This window comes from Pseudomonas sp. (assembly GCF_026224925.1).
Classification (GTDB): Bacteria; Pseudomonadota; Gammaproteobacteria; order Pseudomonadales; family Pseudomonadaceae; genus Aquipseudomonas.
In genome coordinates this window covers 1-18881 of record NZ_JAMFRV010000601.1, presented here as the reverse complement: position 1 = coordinate 18881, position 18881 = coordinate 1, and the positions used below count along the sequence as shown (strand labels likewise).

The window sequence follows — 18881 nt, the reverse complement described above, 5'->3', positions numbered from 1 at the left end:
GCGTTGGCGCCGATCAGGCAGCCTTCGCCGACCTTGATCACCATGTTGCCGCCGCCGGACAAGGTGCCCATGGTCGAGCAACCGCCGCCCAGATCGGAACCCTTGCCGACGAATACGCCCGCCGAAACGCGGCCTTCGATCATGCCCGGGCCTTCGGTTCCGCCGTTGAAATTGACGAAACCTTCGTGCATCACGGTGGTGCCTTCGCCGATGTAGGCGCCCAGACGTACCCGTGCGCTGTCAGCGATACGCACGCCAGTCGGCACTACGTAGTCAGTCATTTTCGGGAATTTATCGACCGAGAAGACTTCCAGCAGTTCGCCTTTGAGGCGTGCTTCCAACTGGAGTTCGGCCAATTCAGCCAAGTCCACCGCGCCGTGGCTGGTCCACGCAACGTTAGGCAGCAGCGGGAAAATACCGGCCAAGTTCAGGCCGTGGGGCTTTACCAGGCGGTGCGACAACAAATGCAGCTTGAGGTAAGCCTCAGGCGTTGAGGTTAAAGCCGCGTCTTCAGCGAGGAAAGTCACCACCAACGGCTTGTGGCTCTCGGCCAGACGAGTCAGCAAAGCCGCTTGGCCCGCGTCGATATTCTTCAGGGCTTCGGCCAGCAGAGACGCCTGGGTGGTGTTGAACGCGATGGCCTGATTACCGCCGGTGTAACCCAGTGCAGGCGCGATGGCTGCGACCAGTTCGGCAGACGGATTGAGCAGTGGCTGGGCATAGAACACTTCGAGCCAAGTGCCTTTACGATTTTGCGTGCCGACGCCGAACGCCAAGCTGAACAGGGTAGTGGACATGTAAATACCTCTAACTAATTAGAAAGGGGGCTCAAGCAGCGCTTTGGCTTACTTGAAGGCCGCCTCGTACAAATCGGGCTTGAAGCCAACCAGGGTTTTATCGCCGAGATCGAGCACCGGGCGCTTGATCATCGACGGTTGTGCGAGCATCAGTTCGATTGCCTTGGCTTGATCGAGATCGGCTTTTTGTCCGTCGTCGAGTTTGCGAAAGGTCGTTCCTGCCCGGTTTAAAACCACTTGCCAGCCATGTTCATTGCACCACTGCGTGAGGTGCTCACGGTCGATACCGACCGCTTTATAATCATGAAAATCGTAACTCACGGCTTTTTCGTCGAGCCAAGTGCGAGCTTTTTTCATGGTGTCGCAGGCTTTGATACCGTAAAGCGCTACCTGCTTGTTGTCATTGGGCATGATTCATCCCCTAAATCTCCCCAATACAGCGCCAAATGCGACCCAAGATTATGCCACGGCAATTGAGTCTCCGCTTCGACTGTCTCCACAAAGGTCGGCCGTAGGCGCAGGTAGGATGCATGGGTGTTGTGACAGAACGCGGTCACGAGACTGTTTTATTAACGAAACAATCGGCAATGACTCAGTGTTTGTCCAGGGACGCGAGCTTCTTCCGAATGCCGCTCAAGGCAGCCATCAACGTACCGGCGATGATTATGGCGCCAGCAGCGAGGATGTAGAGTTGCCGGTCAGCCATGAGGTTGAGGTCATTCACTCGAGCGCCCGCGCTGTTGATAACAGACGTGTCCATGTTGAGCGCCAGCATGATGCCGATGACACCCAGCACTAATACCAATATCCCGAGTCCGCGCACAGGCTTCTCTCCGCCTAAGTTGAACGGGGATTTTATCATCTCGATCAACCGTGGGACCGAATTCATTCGGGAAGGCAGCAATGGGATATCGCCGACAAGCCGCGCTGTCCGCTTCCCGAATGAATTCGGTCTTACAGGGGTTACCTTCAAGGCAACCGTAACAACACGTAATCATCCTTATCAAAACGCCCATTCAGCAAAATCGGCAGAGCGGCTAAGCGGCTGTCGGGCAGCGCTTGGTACTCGGATTTGCTCATCATCACGTAGGCCGGTCCTTTCAGGGCTGCAAGTTCATCCGGCGACTGGAGAAAGACTGGCTTCAGGTCTTCGGGGATATTGACCATGTATTTGATGGCTTTGCCATCTTTGGTCATCCCGTACAGGACCACCGGTGCAGGATCATGCTGGATCAGCGCATGGGCGGCCACGCTGAAACTGCGGGTGTCATACATCGAGCGCTCCACCGGTTCGTAGACCCAGATGACGCTGAACCACACCGCGAGCACTGCGCACGCCGCCAGACCGACAGCTCGCCATTGCGCTTTGAACAGCAACACCAAGGCGATTGTTTGCAGTACCGCCAGCGTTGCCACGATGGCGTTGATCGACGTCAACTGTTCGGGAAAGCGATGATGAGCTACCCATAACCCTGCAATCAACAGGCTCGGCATCAGTAGCCAAAGCGCTTGAAGCAAACCTCGCAGGCAAGCGAACAGGCGACCTTCAAGCATTTGAAATGGATACGCCGCAATGATCGCCGCCATGGGTACCATCGGCAGCATGTAACGGGCTTTTTTCGCTTGGGGAACCGACAGGCCGATCATGACGATCAGCCCTGCCGCAGCGCAGAACATCACCAACTGCAGCGCCGGCGTCAGTGGCTGTCGACCGCGCACGAGAATGGCGGCCAGCACCAGAATCGCGATTGGGTAAGCTATGGCGTAATTTCCCAGCGAACTGCTGAAGTAGTACAACACGCTGCTGGTGCCTTCGGTGCCATCCATGCGTGAAGTGAACTGCATACGCACCACTTCATTGAGGAATTCCTGACCGCCGCTGACTTTCGCCAGCAGTAACAGTATCCCGATGCAGATCGCCAACAACGCCGCAGCCTGCAGACCAAAGATGAACATCCGCCGCCATTGGCCGTTCAGCACGTAGTAGCTGCAGAGCATTCCAGTCGGAACCACCAGGCCGATGGGCCCGCGAATCGCAAATCCCAACACCAGTAATGCCAGAATCAACACCATCCGCCGGCGCGAACCGAAGTGATCGGCGGCGTAGCCCAAATAAAAGACGGCAAACGACACTGTCGCCAGCATTTGGTCCAGCGATATGGCACGGGTTTCCGTGATGAAGGTGGTGCTTAGTAGCAGAAGCGCCACACTGATCAACGCCCATAGCCGCGACTGCGCCGCGACCAAGCGATAAATCAGTGCAACCAAAATCGCCGAGGCAATGGCGGTCGGTAACCAAGCGGTCAGGCTTGTCACCTGCCCGAATGGCAGCGAGAGCAGGTAAATAAAGAAGGTCGAGGTCGCTGAGTAATCAGGGTATGGCTCGCCATACGTTGTCGGGAAAAAACTGGGGCCGTGGCGCAACATCTCCTGCGCAAACATCATGAAGCGCGAGTCGAAACCCACCGTGGCTTGTTGAAAGTTACCCACAGTAAACAGCAAGAGTGCCAACACACCCAAGCCAATAGACTGTCGGCGCACAGTCGCCAAAGATGCCGCCGAGGACAGGTTTAGAGGTAGGGCTAACAACGTGTATCTCCATGGCAAAAACATAACGGTGCGCGCGCCCAAATGAGCGTTAGCAAGCGTTGGACGCACGAGGGGCCAGAACCCGCTTGCCATAGCTCGGCAGCAGGCGCTGACCCCAGTCGGACTACTGTGCGTTAGCGTCGGTGGCGCTTTGCGCTTTCCATTGTTGAAACGGGATCGGCAGGGTGCGCGAATCGCCACGGCCAATAGGGAAGTACTTGAAGCCCTTGCGCGCCAGGCGCTCGGTGTCATAGAGGTTACGGCCGTCAAAAATCACCGGAGATATGAGGCGCTCCTTGATCAGCTTGAAGTCCGGCGCCTTGAACTGCTGCCATTCGGTGCAGATGATCAATGCATCAGCGCCGCCTAGCACCGACTCCGGTGTGCCCATCAAGGTCAGGCCGGGATGGTTGCCGTAAATGCGTTGGGTTTCTTGCATGGCTTCCGGGTCGAACGCCCGAACGGTAGCGCCAGCGGCCCAGAGTGCTTCCATCAACACCCGACTCGGTGCATCACGCATGTCATCGGTATTGGGCTTGAACGCCAGCCCCCAGACGGCAAAGGTTTTACCGCGCAGATTACCTTCGTAGAACGCATTAACGCGCTCGAACAGCTTGGTTTTTTGCCGTTGGTTAATCGCTTCTACCGCCTGCAACAAGTCGCTGGAGCATTGCGCTTCTTTAGCACTGTGAATCAAGGCGCGCATGTCTTTAGGGAAGCACGAGCCGCCGTAACCTGCACCTGGATAAATGAAGTGGTAACCAATACGTGAATCGGCGCCGATGCCCAACCGCACGGATTCGATGTCCGCACCCAGGTGCTCGGCCAGTTCAGCAATCTGATTGATGAAGCTGATCTTGGTCGCCAGCATGCAGTTAGCAGCGTATTTGGTCAGTTCGGCGCTGCGCAGGTCCATGAAAATGATGCGGTCATGATTGCGGTTGAACGGCGCATACAGATCGCGCATCACGTCGCGGACTTCTTCGCGCTCGCAACCAATCACGATTCGGTCCGGGCGACGGCAGTCGGAAACTGCCGAGCCTTCTTTGAGGAACTCTGGGTTGGAGACGATATCGAACTCCAGCGGACGACCCGCCAGGGCTTTTTCAGTGTGCAGGCGCAAGGCGTCGCCAGTACCGACCGGTACGGTGGACTTCTCGACCAGAATCAGCGGTTCGACCCGATGACGAGCAACCATGTCGCCGACTGCGAATACCGCTTTCAAATCAGCAGAACCGTCGTCGCTGGACGGCGTACCGACCGCGATGAACAGTACTTGGCCGTGCTCAATGGCGAGCTTCTCGTCATTGGTGAAATGCAGGCGTCCGCTTTCCAGGTTTTCCCGCACCAACGTGGCCAGACCCGGCTCGAAGATGCTGACGTGGCCCTGTTGAAGCTGCTTCACCTTTTCTGCATCGATGTCCATGCAGATCACATCGTGGCCGACTTCAGCCAAGACGGTGGCCTGCACAAGGCCTACATAGCCACTACCCAATACTGTGATTTTCATGCGGAATTCCTGGACTGTGTCGCCGAGCTACGTTGTGAGGAGCTACGTTGTGAGTTGATGGTGATGACACCCAGAATGACCAGGGTCACACCCAATGATTTGGAGACGCTGAACTGTTCGTTGAACACCGGCAGACTGGCTGCCAGCAGATAAACCAATGCGTAACTAATGCTGAGTAATGAATAGGCACGACCCAAAGGCAGGTCGCGCAAGGCGAGCAGCCAGCACAGCATCGACAAGGCGTAGGCCAGGATCGCCGCCGAGACGACGCCGATTGCCAGCAAATCAATGCTGCCGCTACCCAATGCGTCCAGCCATTGGGTGGGCGAGGGCAGGCGCGTCATGCTCCAGCGCATGCCCAGTTGTGCGCTGCTGACCAACAACACGCTGCCCATGGCGAAGGTGACGCCGCGTCGCAGGTTCATGTGTGTTGCCCCAGCAAGATGACGCCACCCATGACTAGCGCGATGCCAAACCAGTGTCGGCGGTCGATGGATTCCTTGAACAGGAAGTGCGCCACCAGCGTGATCAATACAAAATTCAAGCTCAGCATCGGGTACGCGATACCGACTTCCATGCGCTGTAGCACCAGCAGCCATAACAGCAGTCCAAAACCCAAGCTCGCCAATGCCAACCATAGCCAAGGCGAGCGCAGCGCCAGGGCAATCCCGACGCGTTGCCCGCGCCAGGCTTCGACGGCGAACTTCTGCGAGACTTGGCCCAGGCAACTCAATAGGCAGGCGGCCAGTAAAAGAACCAGCGTCATGAGGCGGATTGCGCGAAGATCAGGATCACGATATTCCCTTCCTCATAACGCTGGCCGTCTTTGGGCAGCAATTCAACTTCATCCTGGTCGTCTTGACTGTTGACTCGCAGGACCACGCCAACCTGGCCCTCACTGCGTGCCATCGTCATCCATTGCTGGACCCCCGCGAGGTCGACTTTGCGCTCAGCGGCGTCAGGATAAGTCAGGCCGTATTTGACCTCGCCCATGGTGTTGTACAGCGCGATATCGGGTCGCCGAATTCGCCATGATAGCGCCGATGCAGCGCCGAGGTCATTGCTCAGCAGTCGTTTGCTTTGGCTCAACGCCGCCGCATGCCGGGCAATAAATCCATCAGGAGTTTTGTTGAATACCGTGCTGTTAGGCAGGCTCATGGGTATCAATGCGATGAATAACCAGGCGCCCAGCGCAGGCATGACCCACAGCGTCAACGGTCTGAGCACTTGGAGGATATTGGCGCAGATCCAACCCGCGACAGCAATCACTGCCAGTGACAGGTGCAGCGGTTCGTTATCATAGATCGGGCGGCTGTGTTGCATGTAAGCCAAGGCCGCTAACACGATCACGCCGAGGGCGATGTTCAGCAGGCCATTGAGGCGCAGCGCGCGAAAGCTCGCCCGCTCCAGCCGGTCAACCAGTGCCGGTCCCATCAGCAGTGCCAACGGCAACATGCACGGCATAACGTATGTCGGCAGTTTGCCTCTGCTCAGACTGAGGAACGCCAGCGGCAAGAGCAACCACAGCAGCACGAATACCGTGTTGGGTTGGCTTTTGCTCTTCCATGCCTGAGTGAAGGTCGTCGGTAACATCGCAGCCCACGGCAGACTGGCCATCACCAGCACCGGCAAGTAAAACCACCAAGGCTGAAGGTGTTGCGCATCGTCAGCAGTAAAACGCCGAATGTGCTCGTGCCAGAAAAAGAAACTCCAAAAATCTGGCTCACGCTGTTGCACCGCCAGCGTCCAAGGCAGGCACACCAGCATCGCCACCAGAACTGCCAGCGGGCCGTACCTCAGCAATTCACCAAAGCGTTTTTGCCACACCATATAAGGCAGGGCAATTAACGCTGGCAGCAGCAAGGCCAGGAAGCCTTTGGTCATGAAGCCCATGGCGCAGGCGAAACCCAGCAGCACCCACGCAGCCACACGCTCGCGGCCGACGCTAGTTACGGCAAACCATAAGGCCGCAATGCTCAGGTTCACCCACAGAGTGAATTGCGGATCGAGGTTGGCATAACCCGCTTGCGCAGCGATCAAGCCAAAACTCAGAAAAATCAGGGCGCAGGTGAAGCTTTTGCGCGGGTCATTCCACAAGCGGCGTGCGACGGCATAAATCAGCAGCGTACTGAGGCCGACGCTAAGCGCCGACGCAATGCGCACACCAAACAGGTTTTCACCAAAAATGGCCTGCCCCACAGCGATCAGCCAATATCCGCCTACCGGTTTTTCGAAGTAACGCAAACCCATGAAGTGCGGTGACACCCAATTGCCGCTAAGCAGCATCTCCTGACCGATTTGCGCATAGCGGCTTTCGTCCGGGATCCACAGTCCATGAGTGCCCAGGGGCAAAAGAACCACCAGGCAAAACGCAAGCAGCAAAAAAGATAATGCCCAGCGGCCTGTCATGTGCGCTGCACCCCTAGCCAGCCTTCACGACCGTCCAGGGAGCCACGCACCAATTGCCCTGCTGGCAGGGAATCAATCTGGGCTGGTAGCAGGTCACCCAGTGGTTGAAACTGGATGTCGCGTGTTTTTGCCTGTGCCAGCAATTGCCGGAACTCATTGGCCATAAGAATCCCTTCTACTTCTGCATGAATCGTATAAATGTTCAGCTTCTCGGCGCCGAAGCGATCAAGAATAAATGCGTTGAAGTCTTTAGCTGCGACATCTGGACCGACCACTTCATCGAAGGTCGGAAGATCAACCGGAATCTGTGGTGCGCCCAAACTGCCGTCCATAAGCGTGGGGCGAAACAGGCTCTGCCCGCGACAATCACTGTTGTAGCGAAAGCCAAACTGCTGCTTGGCCTCCACGACACGCTCATCGGCGCGCCAGCCGGCCGTAGCCGAACAGTCGACACGTTGGCCAGTGATATCACTCAAACAGTCCACACCACGACGAATCTGCTCGATCAGTTGCGCTTCACTCCAGCGCCCGGCATTGGCTTGCCAGCCGTGGTGATCCCACGCGTGCAAACCGACTTCATGCCCGGCATCGACCGCTTGGCGCATCAGATGACCCAAGTCGCGGCCGATAGGCTTTCCTGGCCAGGCGGTGCCGGCCAGCAAAATGTCCCAGCCGTACAAACTGGCTGCCTTGGAGCGGAGCATTTTCCAGAAGAACTGAGGACGGATGAGGCGCCATAAATGGCGCCCCATGTTGTCCGGTCCGACACTGAAGAAGAACGTCGCTTTGATCTGTGCTTCGTCGAGCATTTCCAACAACCGTGGCACCCCTTCTCGGGTGCCTCGATAGGTGTCGACGTCGATGCGCAGTCCTGCCTGCATCAGCGCTTATCCGCGATTTCAGCCATGGCTTCACGCAGGAAGAAGTCCAGGGTGTTGCCGATGGTTTCGCTCATTTCTACGGTCGGCTCCCAGTTCAGCAGGCGCTTGGCGTTTTTGATGCTTGGCTTGCGGTGGGACACGTCCTGGTAGCCAGTACCGTAGAACGCCTTGCTCTCCACGTCGCGGAAACCGGCGAACGGAGGGAAGTTGGCGCGCAGCGGGTGAGCTTCAAACTGACGCAGCAGTTCTTCGCCCAACTGACGAATGCTGGCTTCGTTGTCCGGGTTGCCGATGTTGATGATCTGACCGTTACACGCGTCTTTTTCGTTGTCGATGATGCGTGCCAGCGCTTCGATGCCGTCAGCGATGTCAGTGAAGCAGCGTTTTTGTTCGCCGCCATCGAACAGACGGATCGGCGTGCCTTCCACCAGGTTCAGGATCAACTGGGTGATTGCACGGGAGCTGCCGATACGCGCCGAATCCAAGCGGTCCAAACGCGGGCCCATCCAGTTGAAAGGACGGAACAGGGTGAAGTTCAAGCCTTTCTGGCCGTAAGCCCAGATAACGCGGTCCAGCAGTTGCTTGGAGACCGAGTAGATCCAGCGCTGCTTGTTAATCGGACCGACCACCAGGTTCGAGGTGTCTTCGTCGAAGTTCTGATCCTGGCACATGCCATAGACTTCGGACGTCGATGGGAAAATCACGCGCTTGTTGTACTTCACGCAGTAACGAACCAGCTTCAAGTTCTCTTCGAAGTCCAGTTCAAATACGCGCAGTGGGTTGCGGGTGTATTCGATTGGGGTGGCGATGGCCACCAGCGGCAGAACCACGTCGCACTTCTTGATGTGATATTCGATCCACTCGGAGTGAATGCTGATATCGCCTTCGACGAAGTGGAAATTAGGATGGCTGCGCAGGCGCTCCACCGCGTCTGAGCCGATGTCCAGGCCATAGACGTCGTATTTATCGTCACGCAGCAGGCGCTCGGACAAGTGGTTGCCGATGAAGCCGTTAACGCCCAGGATCAATACACGGGTGCGGCGCGGAGCACGACCCGATTCAGCACCACGCAACACGGAACCGTCGACCAGGCCCAATTCGTTGGCCAGTTGCGGGCCACTCAGGTACAGACCGTTCTCGTTACGCTGACCGGCTTTGATTACCAGGGAGTCTTCGCCGCAAGCGATGCGCAATGGGTCGACGCTGATTACGCGCCCGGGTTCAAGGCCTTCATTGCCTTTAATAACGTCTGCGTTCCACACGATCAGTTTGTGCTCGCCTACTGCGCAGAAAGCGCCAGGGTAGGGCTGAGTCACGGCGCGAACCAGGTTGAACAATTCTTCAGCTGAGCGCTTCCAGACCAGCTTGCCGTCTGCCGGGGTGCGACGACCGAAGTAGGTGGCTTTGGATTCGTCCTGAGGCGTTTCGCTCAGTTTGCCTGCGGCCAGTTGCGGCAGTGCGTCGTTCAGCAGGCTGGCAGCGGACTCGCGCAGTTTACTGTGCAGGCTCAAGGCCGTATCGGAACGTTCGATGGCAATCCGTTGCTGGGCCAAAATGCCGCCCGCGTCAGCGCGCTTCACCATGCGGTGCAGGGTCACACCGGTCTCGGTTTCGCCGTTGACCAGTACCCAGTTTGCCGGAGCGCGACCACGGTATTGCGGCAGCAGCGAACCGTGCAGGTTGAACGCGCCCTTACCGGCACACGCCAGTAGTTCGTCGCTCAGCAGGTTGCGGTAGTAGAACGAAAAGATGAAGTCTGGTTTGAGCTTGGCGATGCGCTCAATCCACAGTGGGTGGTTGGCATCTTCAGGCGCGTGAACCGGAATGCCTTTGCGTGCACACAGCTGTGCGACGGAACCGTAGAAAGTGTTTTCCTTCGGGTCATCGGCATGGGTAAACACCGCAGCAATTTCATAACCTGCGTTCAGCAGGGATTCAACGCCCGTGCAGCCGATATCGTGATAGGCAAAGACGACAACTTTCGGATTCATAACGTGACCTGAGTAGAAGATAAAGATTCTGGTGATTCTTTGGCGCTAACCGAAGACGCGAGCGACTCGCTGCGCATCACTTTTTCGATGAAAAAGCGTGGGCGAGCCCTGACATCGCTGTACATACGGCCGAGGTATTCACCCAGCAGGCCCATGCCGATGAACTGGCCGCCGGTAAATACGAACAGCACTGCGAACAATACGAAGGTGCCGTCACCGGCCCAGACTGCGCCGAAGATCAAGCGTAAGAAGACCAACAAAATGGCGAAGAAACCGCCTATCAACGCCATGCTGAAACCGATAATGCTCAGCAAACGCAAGGGTGTGGTGGTCATGCAAGTGATCAGATCGAACATCAGATTGACCAGGCGCATCGGGCTGTATTTCGAGTCGCCGTGTTCACGTTCCGCGTGCTGGACCAACACTTCGGTGGTATGACGGGCGAAGCTGTTGGCCAGAATCGGGATGAACGTGCTGCGCTCACGGCAAGCGAGCATGGCGTCGACGATGGTCCGGCGATACGCCCGCAGCATGCAGCCGTAGTCGCTCATGGCAACGCCGGTTGAGCGCTGCACAGCCACGTTGATTAACCGTGACGGCCAGCGGCGCCAGGCAGAGTCCTGACGATTGCTGCGCACGGTGCCGACGACGTCATAACCCAAGGCGGCCTGTTCGACCAAGCGCGGAATTTCTTCCGGCGGGTTTTGCAGGTCGGCGTCCAGGGTAATGACGACATCACCCTTGCACTGTTCGAATCCCGCCATGATCGCGGCGTGCTGGCCATAGTTGCGGTTAAGGATCACCGCAACGATATGGCTGCCTTCACGTTCTGAGGCGTCTTGTAAAATCTGCGCGGAATCGTCGCGGCTACCGTCGTCGACCAGCACGATTTCGAACGCATACGGTAATTTGGCGCAGGCGGCTTCAGTTCGCAGCAGCAGTTCAGGCAGGCTTTCCTGTTCGTTGTAGACCGGTATGACGATCGACACGAACTTGATTGGATAGGGTCTCAAAGTCTTTTTTCCAGAGTAGTTTCAATGGCGCTGGCGACCCGCTCGACGTCGTCGAGGCTCATGTCAGGGAACAGCGGGATTGAGCACAGGCGCGCGGAATTCCACTCGGTATTGGGCAGGTGAACATCCGGGAAACGTTGACGGTAATAGGTATGCATATGGGTGGCGACAAAGTGAATGCCGCTGCCGATGTTCTGTTCTTGCAGGCCTTTCATGAACGCTTCGCGGTCGATGCCGCATTGCTCGGCATCGATACGCAAGATGAACAAGTGCCAGGCGTGTTGCTGCGGGTACTGCGGTAACTGCAGTGGTTGCACCGGCAAGCCGGACAGGCGCTTCAGGTAGGCCTGGGCCAGCACTTCACGCTTGGCGTTGATCTCGTCAAGACGCTGCAATTGCACTAGCGCGATGGCAGCGTTGATGTCGGCCAAGTTGTACTTGAAGCCTGGCTCAATGACCATCGCCTGCGGTTTGCGGCCGTGGGTCATGCGGTCGTAAGCGTCTACGCCCAGACCATGGAACTTGAGCATCCGCACGCGATTGGCTAGGTTTTCGTCATCGCTGACGAACATAGCACCTTCAGCACACGTCATGTTCTTGATGGCGTGGAACGAGAAAATTGCCGTGCCTTTGGCACCTACCGGGCGACCTCGATACAGCGTGCCCGCCGCGTGAGCCGCGTCTTCGATCACGGTGATGCCGTGACGATCAGCCAAGGCGTAAAGCGGGTCGAGATCAAACGCGGCGCCAGCGTAATGCACCGGAATAATGGCTTTGGTTCGTGGCGTAATAGCCGCTTCGATGGCCGCTACGTCGCTCATCAGTGTGTCGCGATCGACATCGACAAACACCGGTGTTGCGCCCAGCAGGCAAATCATGTTGGCGGTGGACACCCATGTTTGCGATGGCGTGATGACTTCATCGCCCGGACCGATACCCAGCGCCAGTAACGTGACATGCATCCCGCCCGTAGCGGAAGAGAGCGCCACGGCGTGTTTAGAGCCCACGCGCTCAGCGAACTGTTGCTCAAGCTCCTGACTTTTCGGGCCAGTGGTGATCCATCCCGAGCGCAGAACCTGCTCTACGGCGGCTATTTCCTCGTCGCCAATACTTGGGCGGGAAAACGGAAGGAAACTTTGATTCATGGGATCCTCTGGTGCAGGAAGGCATGGCGGCAGTGCACACATGCCTTGCGCCATGCCGGTGATCAATTTTCTATTTATCGAAATCGAGGCCAATAGTAACCGTTACGGTAACCGGCCCTCGAAATACCGGTGTAGTGAAGCATAGTTCTGCGCTAGTGAAAATTGCGTTTACATCCAGAACCTTCAAATGCCTACATGCATCGTCTGGGAGGTGGCTTACTACCCCCGGATTCATTGGTCTGCTGGGTTCTGAAACGGCTAGACGACGAAAATATAATATGTTTCACACCCTCTACATGCGCTTGATTTGCTCGTGGAATGCCTCCCAAGACACTAACAGTTCGAACCTGAACAATAACTGTCAGCACAAAAACTAGAGGCGGCTTACGTGTATCGAGTAACGGCCTAAACTCAGAAGACTCGTTTAAACAGCGAGTTTAATAGCTTGCTATGTAGTGCTTAAAGCTATTCGTTCTTGTTTACGCGTGTTGGCCCATACGTGCGTCGCTTGTTGCTGGCGGGTATGCTGGCCCCGCAAGAGTGATTACCGAAGAAAGGTGTTCGCAGTTAGTTAACGAATCAGGAAGCCGCTTAATGCAAACAGCCTACACCGTCCTGATTTTGCTAATGCTAGTGGGTGTTTCTCGTTTGGTCGCGCGGGTGGTTCCGGTGCCGGTTCCGCTGCTGCAGATCATGGCGGGCGCATTGGTAGCATGGCCGACGCTGGGTCTGCATGTGGCGCTAGACCCTGAGCTCTTCTTGTTCCTGTTTTTACCACCGCTATTGTTTTCCGATGGCTGGCGCATGCCCAAGCGCGAACTGTGGCGGTTGCGCGGCGCTATCTTCACCTTGGCCGTAGGGCTGGTCCTGTTTACCGTACTGGGCGCCGGATTCTTCATTCACTGGTTATTGCCAACGATCCCTTTGCCAGTTGCGTTCGCCCTGGCTGCGGTGCTGTCGCCTACCGACGCGGTGGCAGTGTCGGCCATTGCTCAAGATCGTCTTCCAGCGCCGATCATGCACATGTTACAGGGCGAAGCGTTGCTGAACGATGCGTCGGGCCTGGTGACCTTCAAGTTCGCTCTAGCCGCGGCAGTCACCGGAATATTTTCGTTGGCTGACGCCAGTCTGACGTTTGTGTTGGTGGCATGCGGCGGCTTGGCCATTGGCGTCGCGCTGAGCTGGTTGGTAGGCAGGCTGCGCGGTTGGATGGTTGCGCGGGGTTGGGACGATCCGGCGACCCACGTGGTGTTCATGCTGTTGCTGCCGTTCGCCGCCTACGTTTTGGCTGAACGCTTGGGGGCTTCGGGAATTCTGTCAGCCGTCGCAGCTGGGATGATGCAGAGCTGGGTCGACCTGTTGCCGCGCCAGACCAGCACTCGTTTGCTTAATCGCAGCGTTTGGGCCCTGCTGGAGTTCGCTTTCAACGGCTTGATCTTTCTGTTGTTGGGTCTGCAACTGCCAGACATTATCAAGGCAGTTGCCAGTCATGAGGTGTCGCTGTGGCCGACACTCTTGTGGCGCTGTCTCGACGTGTTGCTGATTTTCCTGGTGCTATTGGCCCTGCGCTATGTCTGGGTCCAGAGCGTGTGGCGAATCATGATCGGTATCCGTCGCTGGCGCGGTCACCACCATTCAGCGCTTGATTTGACTGCTCGCTCGTCTTGGCTGCTGACCGTGGGCGGGATTCGCGGGGCAGTGACCTTGGCCGGTGTGTTATCGGTGCCGCTGTTCATCAGTCCGGGCGTGGATTTTCCGGAGCGGGATTTGCTGATTTTCATTGCGGCGGGAGTGATTTTACTGTCGCTGATGTCGGCCTGTATTGCTTTGCCGTTGCTGCTGCGCGGCGTGGTCAAAAGTCCCGATCACACCATGAAGCGTGAGGTTCGAGAGGCTTGGAAGCGTACGGCCGAAGCGGCGATCCATGCATTGGAAGCGCAAGAGCCTCCAGACACCGCAAACCAGCCCGACGCGGCACAGGCAGCGCTGGCCATGGAAGTCAAAGCGCGGATCATGACCGAATATCGTCATCAACTTGAAGTGTTCAATGACACCTCTGAAGCACAAGCACTGGCGTGGCAAATGGATCAGTTGGAAAGGCGCTTGCGACTGCGCGCCTTGCGCGCCCAGCGATTGGAGCTCTACAGCCTGCGCCGTCACCACCGCATTGGTGATGACGTCTTGCGTCAGGTGCTGGGGGAGTTGGATCTAAGCGAGGCTAATTTGGGGCCGGTCAAATAGGAAGTTTGCGCAGTTCAACGGCCTGATAATCAGCCCTTGATAAAGTCCCGAATCCGCTCTGCTGCTTCAATACACTCAGCCAGTGGTGCAACTAGAGCCAAGCGCACGCGCCCCGCGCCAGGGTTGAAGCCGTCAACTTCGCGGGACAGGTATGAGCCCGGCACCACGGTCACGTGTTGAGCGACAAACAGATCGCGGCAAAATTCTGCATCGTCTGTGCCGACATTCGGCCACAGATAAAAACCACCGTCCGGGCGCTGCACATCCATCACCGGGGCCAGTATTTCCAGAACCGCGTCAAACTTTTCGCGATACAGCTTACGGTTGGCGCGGACGTGAGCCTCATCATTCCAGGCGGCGATGCTCGCCAGTTGCGTTTGCACTGGCATCGCGCAGCCGTGGTACGTCCGATATAGCAGGAATGCTTTGAGGATGTCGGCGTCACCGGCGACGAAACCCGAGCGCAATCCCGGCAAGTTTGAGCGCTTCGACAAGCTGTGGAACACCACGCAGCGTTTGAAATCCTCGCGGCCGAGCGCAACGCAGGCGCTCAATAGGCCGGGCGGTGGTGTCGCTTCGTCGAAGTACAGTTCGCTGTAACACTCATCGGCGGCGATCACGAAGTCGTGTTCGTCTGCCAGTGCAATCAGCTTTTTCAGCGTTTCCAATGGCACCAGCGCGCCAGTCGGGTTGCCGGGGGAACATAGAAACAGAATCTGGCAACGCTTCCAGACATCGGCACTCACCGCGTCGAAATCCGGGTTAAAGCCGTTCTCGTCCAGACACGGCAGGTAATGCGGCTGCGCACCGGCAAGAAACGCTGCGCCTTCGTAGATTTGGTAGAACGGATTCGGGCTGATCACCAGGCCGTCATCACTGCGATTGACCACTGTTTGAGTGAATGCAAACAGTGCCTCACGGGTGCCATTGACCGGCAGCACGTTGCGTGCCGGGTCCAGCCATCCAGTAGGTACCCCAAAGCGACGTTCACACCAGGCGCTGATGGCTTCGCGCAGCGGTGCAATTCCAAGCGTGGTCGGGTACACCGCCATCTGGTCGAGATTGGCCGCCAATGCCTCAGCGACAAACGCCGGGGAGCGATGTTTTGGTTCGCCAATCGAAAGCGCTATCGGACGCTTGTCTGGATTAGGTGTCACGCTGCCGAGCAGAACGCGGAGCTTTTCAAAAGGGTAGGGCTGGAGCTGCTGCAGGGCGTCATTCATGGGTGCTGTCTCAATAAGCAGGGCGCCCCAATGGAGTGGGCGCCGTTGAGTCTAATCAAAAAGGCTGGCGATTCAGATACTGATGCGCATCTCGCCGTGGGGTTCGTAGCTGACGTTGAGCTGTTCGACGATGGCATCCTGCAGTCGAATGCACAGTTGCGGGTCAGACAGCGGCTGGTTGTTAGCGTCGGTAATGAAGAACACGTCTTCTACCCGCTCGCCCAAAGTGGCAATTTTGGCGTTCTGCAATGACAGGTCGAACTCCAGGAATATCTTGCCGATCCTCGCCAGCAAGCCGGGACGGTCTGGCGCGCTCAATTCCAGAATCGTCACCGAGCGTTGAGCATCGGTGAGAATCGTGACTTGAGGTGCAAATGCAAAGTGCTTGAGCTGACGCGGTACCCGACGCTTGATGATGGTTGGATAATCATCAGGATTGCGTAGCGCCTCGGTCAGGCCGTTGCGGATTTCCTTGATTCGCTCTGGGTTATCGCCAATCGATCCGCCGTCGGTATCGAGCACAATGTAGGTGTCGAGGGTGAACTGGCTGCTGGAGGTAATAACTCGGGCGTCATGAATGTTCAGGTTTAGCTGATCCATGGCGGCTACGGTCACGGCAAAGAAATCATGCTGATCGGGGGCATAGATGAAGATCTGGGTGCCGCCTTCGAACTCGCGGTGAGTCGTTTCGCGGATCAGCACCAACGGGCCGCCCTCGGCAGGCTGCTGCAAAATTGCATCGCTGTGCCAGGCCACGTCTCCTGCGGTGTGACGCAAAAAGTAATCGTCGCCTAGCTGCGACCAGAGTTGCTCAACGTCATCCGGGTCAGTGCCGCTGCGCACCAGGATGTCCAGCGCTGCACTTTGAGTGCGGCGAATCTGTTCTTCGCGGTCGACCGGGTTTTCCAGGCCGCGACGCAATGCCCGCTTGGTCTCGGTATACAGTTGGCGCAATAAGCTGGCGCGCCACGAGTTCCAGAGCGTTGGATTGGTCGCATTGATATCGGCCACGGTCAGTACATACAGATAGTCCAGATGCGTCTCATCGCCGACGAGCAGGGCGAAGTCATGAATAACTTGCGGGTCTGACAAGTCCTTGCGCTGGGCAGTGGTGGACATCACCAAGTGGTTTTGGACCAGCCAGACGATCAGGCGTGTGTCCCAGACCGGCAGGTGATGACGCTGACCAAACGCTTCTGCGTCTACCGAACCGAGTTCTGAGTGATCACCGCCCCGGCCTTTGCCGATGTCGTGATACAAGCCGGCCAGGTATATAAGTTCTGGTTTGGGCAGTTTGCCCATGATTTTGCTGGCCAGCTGGAATTTGTCTGAAGACTGGGTGTACTGCAGTTTGCGCAGGTGCTTGATCAGATTCAGCGTATGCGCGTCGACGGTATAGATGTGGAACAGGTCGTGCTGCATCTGGCCGACTATATGGCCGAACTCGGGCAGGTAAAGGCCTAGAATTCCGTAACGGTTCATCCGCCGGAGGTTGCGATGGATGCCGAACTCGCACTTGAACAGCTCGATGAACAGGCTGGTATTGCGAATATCGTCGCGGAACTCGTCGTTGATCAGGTGCCGGTGTTCGCGCAACAAACGGATGGTGTCAGCACGAACGCCTTTGATTTCCGGCCGCTGAGCCATCAGTACAAAAATTTCCAGCATCGCGAACGGTGTGCGCTTGAACACCATCGGATGGGTCGCTTCGATGTAGCCATCGTGCAGCTGGAACCGTGAATTGATCGGAACGGTGTCGCCGCCGTCATCCGGCGAAAGAATCACTTCTTCAAAGTGCTGAATGATCAGGTCGCTGAGTTCGGCGATACGCATGACCACGCGGTAGTACTTTTGCATGAAACGTTCGATAGCCAGCTTTGCATCACTGTCTTCGTAGCCCAGCAAGGCGGCGATGCTGCCTTGATGGTCAAACAGCAGTCGGTCTTCTGAGCGTCCGGCGAGCATATGCAGGGCGTAGCGCACCTTCCACAAGAAGTCCTGGGATGAGGCAAGCAGGTTGTTTTCGCTTTCCAGCAGAAAACCTTCGCCAGCCAAGGCATGCAGATTCAGGGTGCCATATTGACGACGGGCGACCCAGAGAATGGTCTGAATATCCCGTAGGCCACCCGGTGAGCCTTTGACGTTGGGCTCAAGGTTGTATTCGGTGTCGTTGTACTTGTGATGACGGGTTTTTTGCTCGGCGCGTTTGGCCAGAAAGAACTCTTTGCTGGGCCACATTTTTTCCGGGCTGGTGACTTCGAGCATGCGCCGACGCAGGCGTCCAGGGCCGGCAATGGTGCGGCTTTCCATCAAGTTGGTAATGACGGTCAGGTCGGCCAGTGCCTCTTGAGCGCATTCGTCTACCGAGCGAACGCTTTGACCCACTTCAAGGCCGATATCCCACAAAAGGGTGAGAAAGCGCTCTATGGGCTCGCGGAAAACTTCATGGTCAGCACTGTCGAGCAGGATCAGCAGGTCGATGTCCGAGTACGGGTGCAGTTCGCCGCGGCCGTAGCCGCCTACCGCCAGTAAGGCGATATCGGCTTCTTCACTCCAATCGAAATGCTCCCAGGCCTGTCGCAGGATATTATCGACGAACCAGGCGCGATCCTCGATCAAGCGCCGTATTTCACGGCCTGAACGGAAACGCGCATCGAGCACTTCGCGAGCCTGACGAATGGCTTTTTTGAAAGCAGCAATGGGGCTTGCTTTCAAAGCCAGTTCGGCCTGGAACTGGCCGCGGTCGAATAATTCTGGATCCACCTGCGGCATCGAGCAGCTTTCCTTGTTTCTAAGGGGCTAAAGGGCTAACTGGCCAATTTTGAGTCGACGAGCTTTTCGAGTCTATTGATCAGGCAGATGCCGACGTGCGTGCGATTGTGTCGTCGCTGCGTAGGGTGAAGATTTCATAACCGTCGGCGGTCACCAAAATAGTATGTTCCCACTGCGCGGACAGCTTGCGGTCCTTGGTGATCGCAGTCCAGCCATCGCCCAGCAGTCGGGTTTCGGCGCGGCCCTGGTTGATCATCGGCTCAATAGTGAAGGTCATGCCTTCCTTTAATTCCATGCCGGTGCCCGCTTG

At 57.0% G+C, this 18881-nt stretch carries 16 protein-coding genes; 1 reads left to right on the top strand and 15 read right to left on the bottom strand.

Going from position 1 to position 18881, the window contains the following annotated elements; genetic code table 11:
* The 12 genes from M0974_RS25080 to arnB all read right to left on the bottom strand — a co-directional run.
* Positions 1-797, bottom strand: a 797-nt coding sequence (locus tag M0974_RS25080; protein ID WP_297843401.1) for a tetrahydrodipicolinate N-succinyltransferase N-terminal domain-containing protein, incomplete at its 3' end; no start/stop codon positions are given.
* Positions 798-845: 48 nt separating this feature from the next.
* On the bottom strand, positions 846-1208 hold the full coding sequence (locus tag M0974_RS25075) for an ArsC family reductase (RefSeq protein ID WP_297843396.1): 363 nt from the start codon (positions 1206-1208) through the stop codon (positions 846-848).
* A 181-nt stretch (positions 1209-1389) separates the two neighbouring features.
* Complete coding sequence (locus M0974_RS25070; protein WP_297843393.1) at positions 1390-1620, bottom strand: hypothetical protein; 231 nt, start codon at positions 1618-1620, stop codon at positions 1390-1392.
* Between the two features lie 146 nt (positions 1621-1766).
* Positions 1767-3386, bottom strand: a complete 1620-nt coding sequence (locus M0974_RS25065) for a phospholipid carrier-dependent glycosyltransferase (protein ID WP_297843391.1) — start codon at positions 3384-3386, stop codon at positions 1767-1769.
* A gap of 124 nt (positions 3387-3510) precedes the next feature.
* Positions 3511-4896, bottom strand: coding sequence for a UDP-glucose/GDP-mannose dehydrogenase family protein (locus M0974_RS25060; protein ID WP_297843388.1), 1386 nt, complete (start codon positions 4894-4896; stop codon positions 3511-3513).
* Complete coding sequence (gene arnF, locus M0974_RS25055) at positions 4893-5321, bottom strand: 4-amino-4-deoxy-L-arabinose-phosphoundecaprenol flippase subunit ArnF (RefSeq protein WP_297843386.1); 429 nt, start codon at positions 5319-5321, stop codon at positions 4893-4895. The genes M0974_RS25060 and arnF overlap by 4 nt, the downstream gene beginning before the upstream one ends.
* Complete coding sequence (gene arnE / locus M0974_RS25050; protein ID WP_297843385.1) at positions 5318-5662, bottom strand: 4-amino-4-deoxy-L-arabinose-phosphoundecaprenol flippase subunit ArnE; 345 nt, start codon at positions 5660-5662, stop codon at positions 5318-5320. Before arnE ends, arnF begins: the two co-directional genes overlap by 4 nt.
* A complete protein-coding gene (arnT, locus tag M0974_RS25045; protein ID WP_297843382.1) occupies positions 5659-7305 on the bottom strand; it encodes a lipid IV(A) 4-amino-4-deoxy-L-arabinosyltransferase in 1647 nt (548 codons plus the stop codon). Before arnT ends, arnE begins: the two co-directional genes overlap by 4 nt.
* Complete coding sequence (gene arnD / locus M0974_RS25040) at positions 7302-8186, bottom strand: 4-deoxy-4-formamido-L-arabinose-phosphoundecaprenol deformylase (RefSeq protein WP_297843380.1); 885 nt, start codon at positions 8184-8186, stop codon at positions 7302-7304. Before arnD ends, arnT begins: the two co-directional genes overlap by 4 nt.
* The gene (gene arnA, locus M0974_RS25035; protein WP_297843378.1) at positions 8186-10177 is read right to left on the bottom strand and encodes a bifunctional UDP-4-amino-4-deoxy-L-arabinose formyltransferase/UDP-glucuronic acid oxidase ArnA; all 1992 of its coding nucleotides are present in this window, start codon (positions 10175-10177) and stop codon (positions 8186-8188) included. The genes arnD and arnA overlap by 1 nt, the downstream gene beginning before the upstream one ends.
* Positions 10174-11190 (bottom strand): undecaprenyl-phosphate 4-deoxy-4-formamido-L-arabinose transferase, encoded by a 1017-nt coding sequence (gene arnC, locus M0974_RS25030; RefSeq protein ID WP_297843376.1) that lies wholly within the window; start codon positions 11188-11190, stop codon positions 10174-10176. The genes arnA and arnC overlap by 4 nt, the downstream gene beginning before the upstream one ends.
* Positions 11187-12335, bottom strand: a complete 1149-nt coding sequence (gene arnB / locus M0974_RS25025; protein ID WP_297843373.1) for a UDP-4-amino-4-deoxy-L-arabinose aminotransferase — start codon at positions 12333-12335, stop codon at positions 11187-11189. Before arnB ends, arnC begins: the two co-directional genes overlap by 4 nt.
* A 594-nt stretch (positions 12336-12929) precedes the next feature.
* On the opposite strand from arnB, the gene M0974_RS25020 reads away from it, so the two are divergent.
* Positions 12930-14576, top strand: a complete 1647-nt coding sequence (locus M0974_RS25020; protein ID WP_297843366.1) for a Na+/H+ antiporter — start codon at positions 12930-12932, stop codon at positions 14574-14576.
* Between the two features lie 29 nt (positions 14577-14605).
* Here the strand turns inward: M0974_RS25020 and dapC are convergent, their stop codons facing one another.
* The 3 genes from dapC to M0974_RS25005 form a co-directional block, all read right to left on the bottom strand.
* The gene (dapC, locus tag M0974_RS25015; RefSeq protein WP_297843362.1) at positions 14606-15799 is read right to left on the bottom strand and encodes a succinyldiaminopimelate transaminase; all 1194 of its coding nucleotides are present in this window, start codon (positions 15797-15799) and stop codon (positions 14606-14608) included.
* A 72-nt stretch (positions 15800-15871) separates the two neighbouring features.
* Positions 15872-18571 (bottom strand): [protein-PII] uridylyltransferase, encoded by a 2700-nt coding sequence (locus tag M0974_RS25010; RefSeq protein ID WP_297843360.1) that lies wholly within the window; start codon positions 18569-18571, stop codon positions 15872-15874.
* Between the two features lie 79 nt (positions 18572-18650).
* On the bottom strand, positions 18651-18881 hold a 231-nt coding region (locus M0974_RS25005; RefSeq protein ID WP_297843357.1), incomplete at its 5' end, for a M24 family metallopeptidase.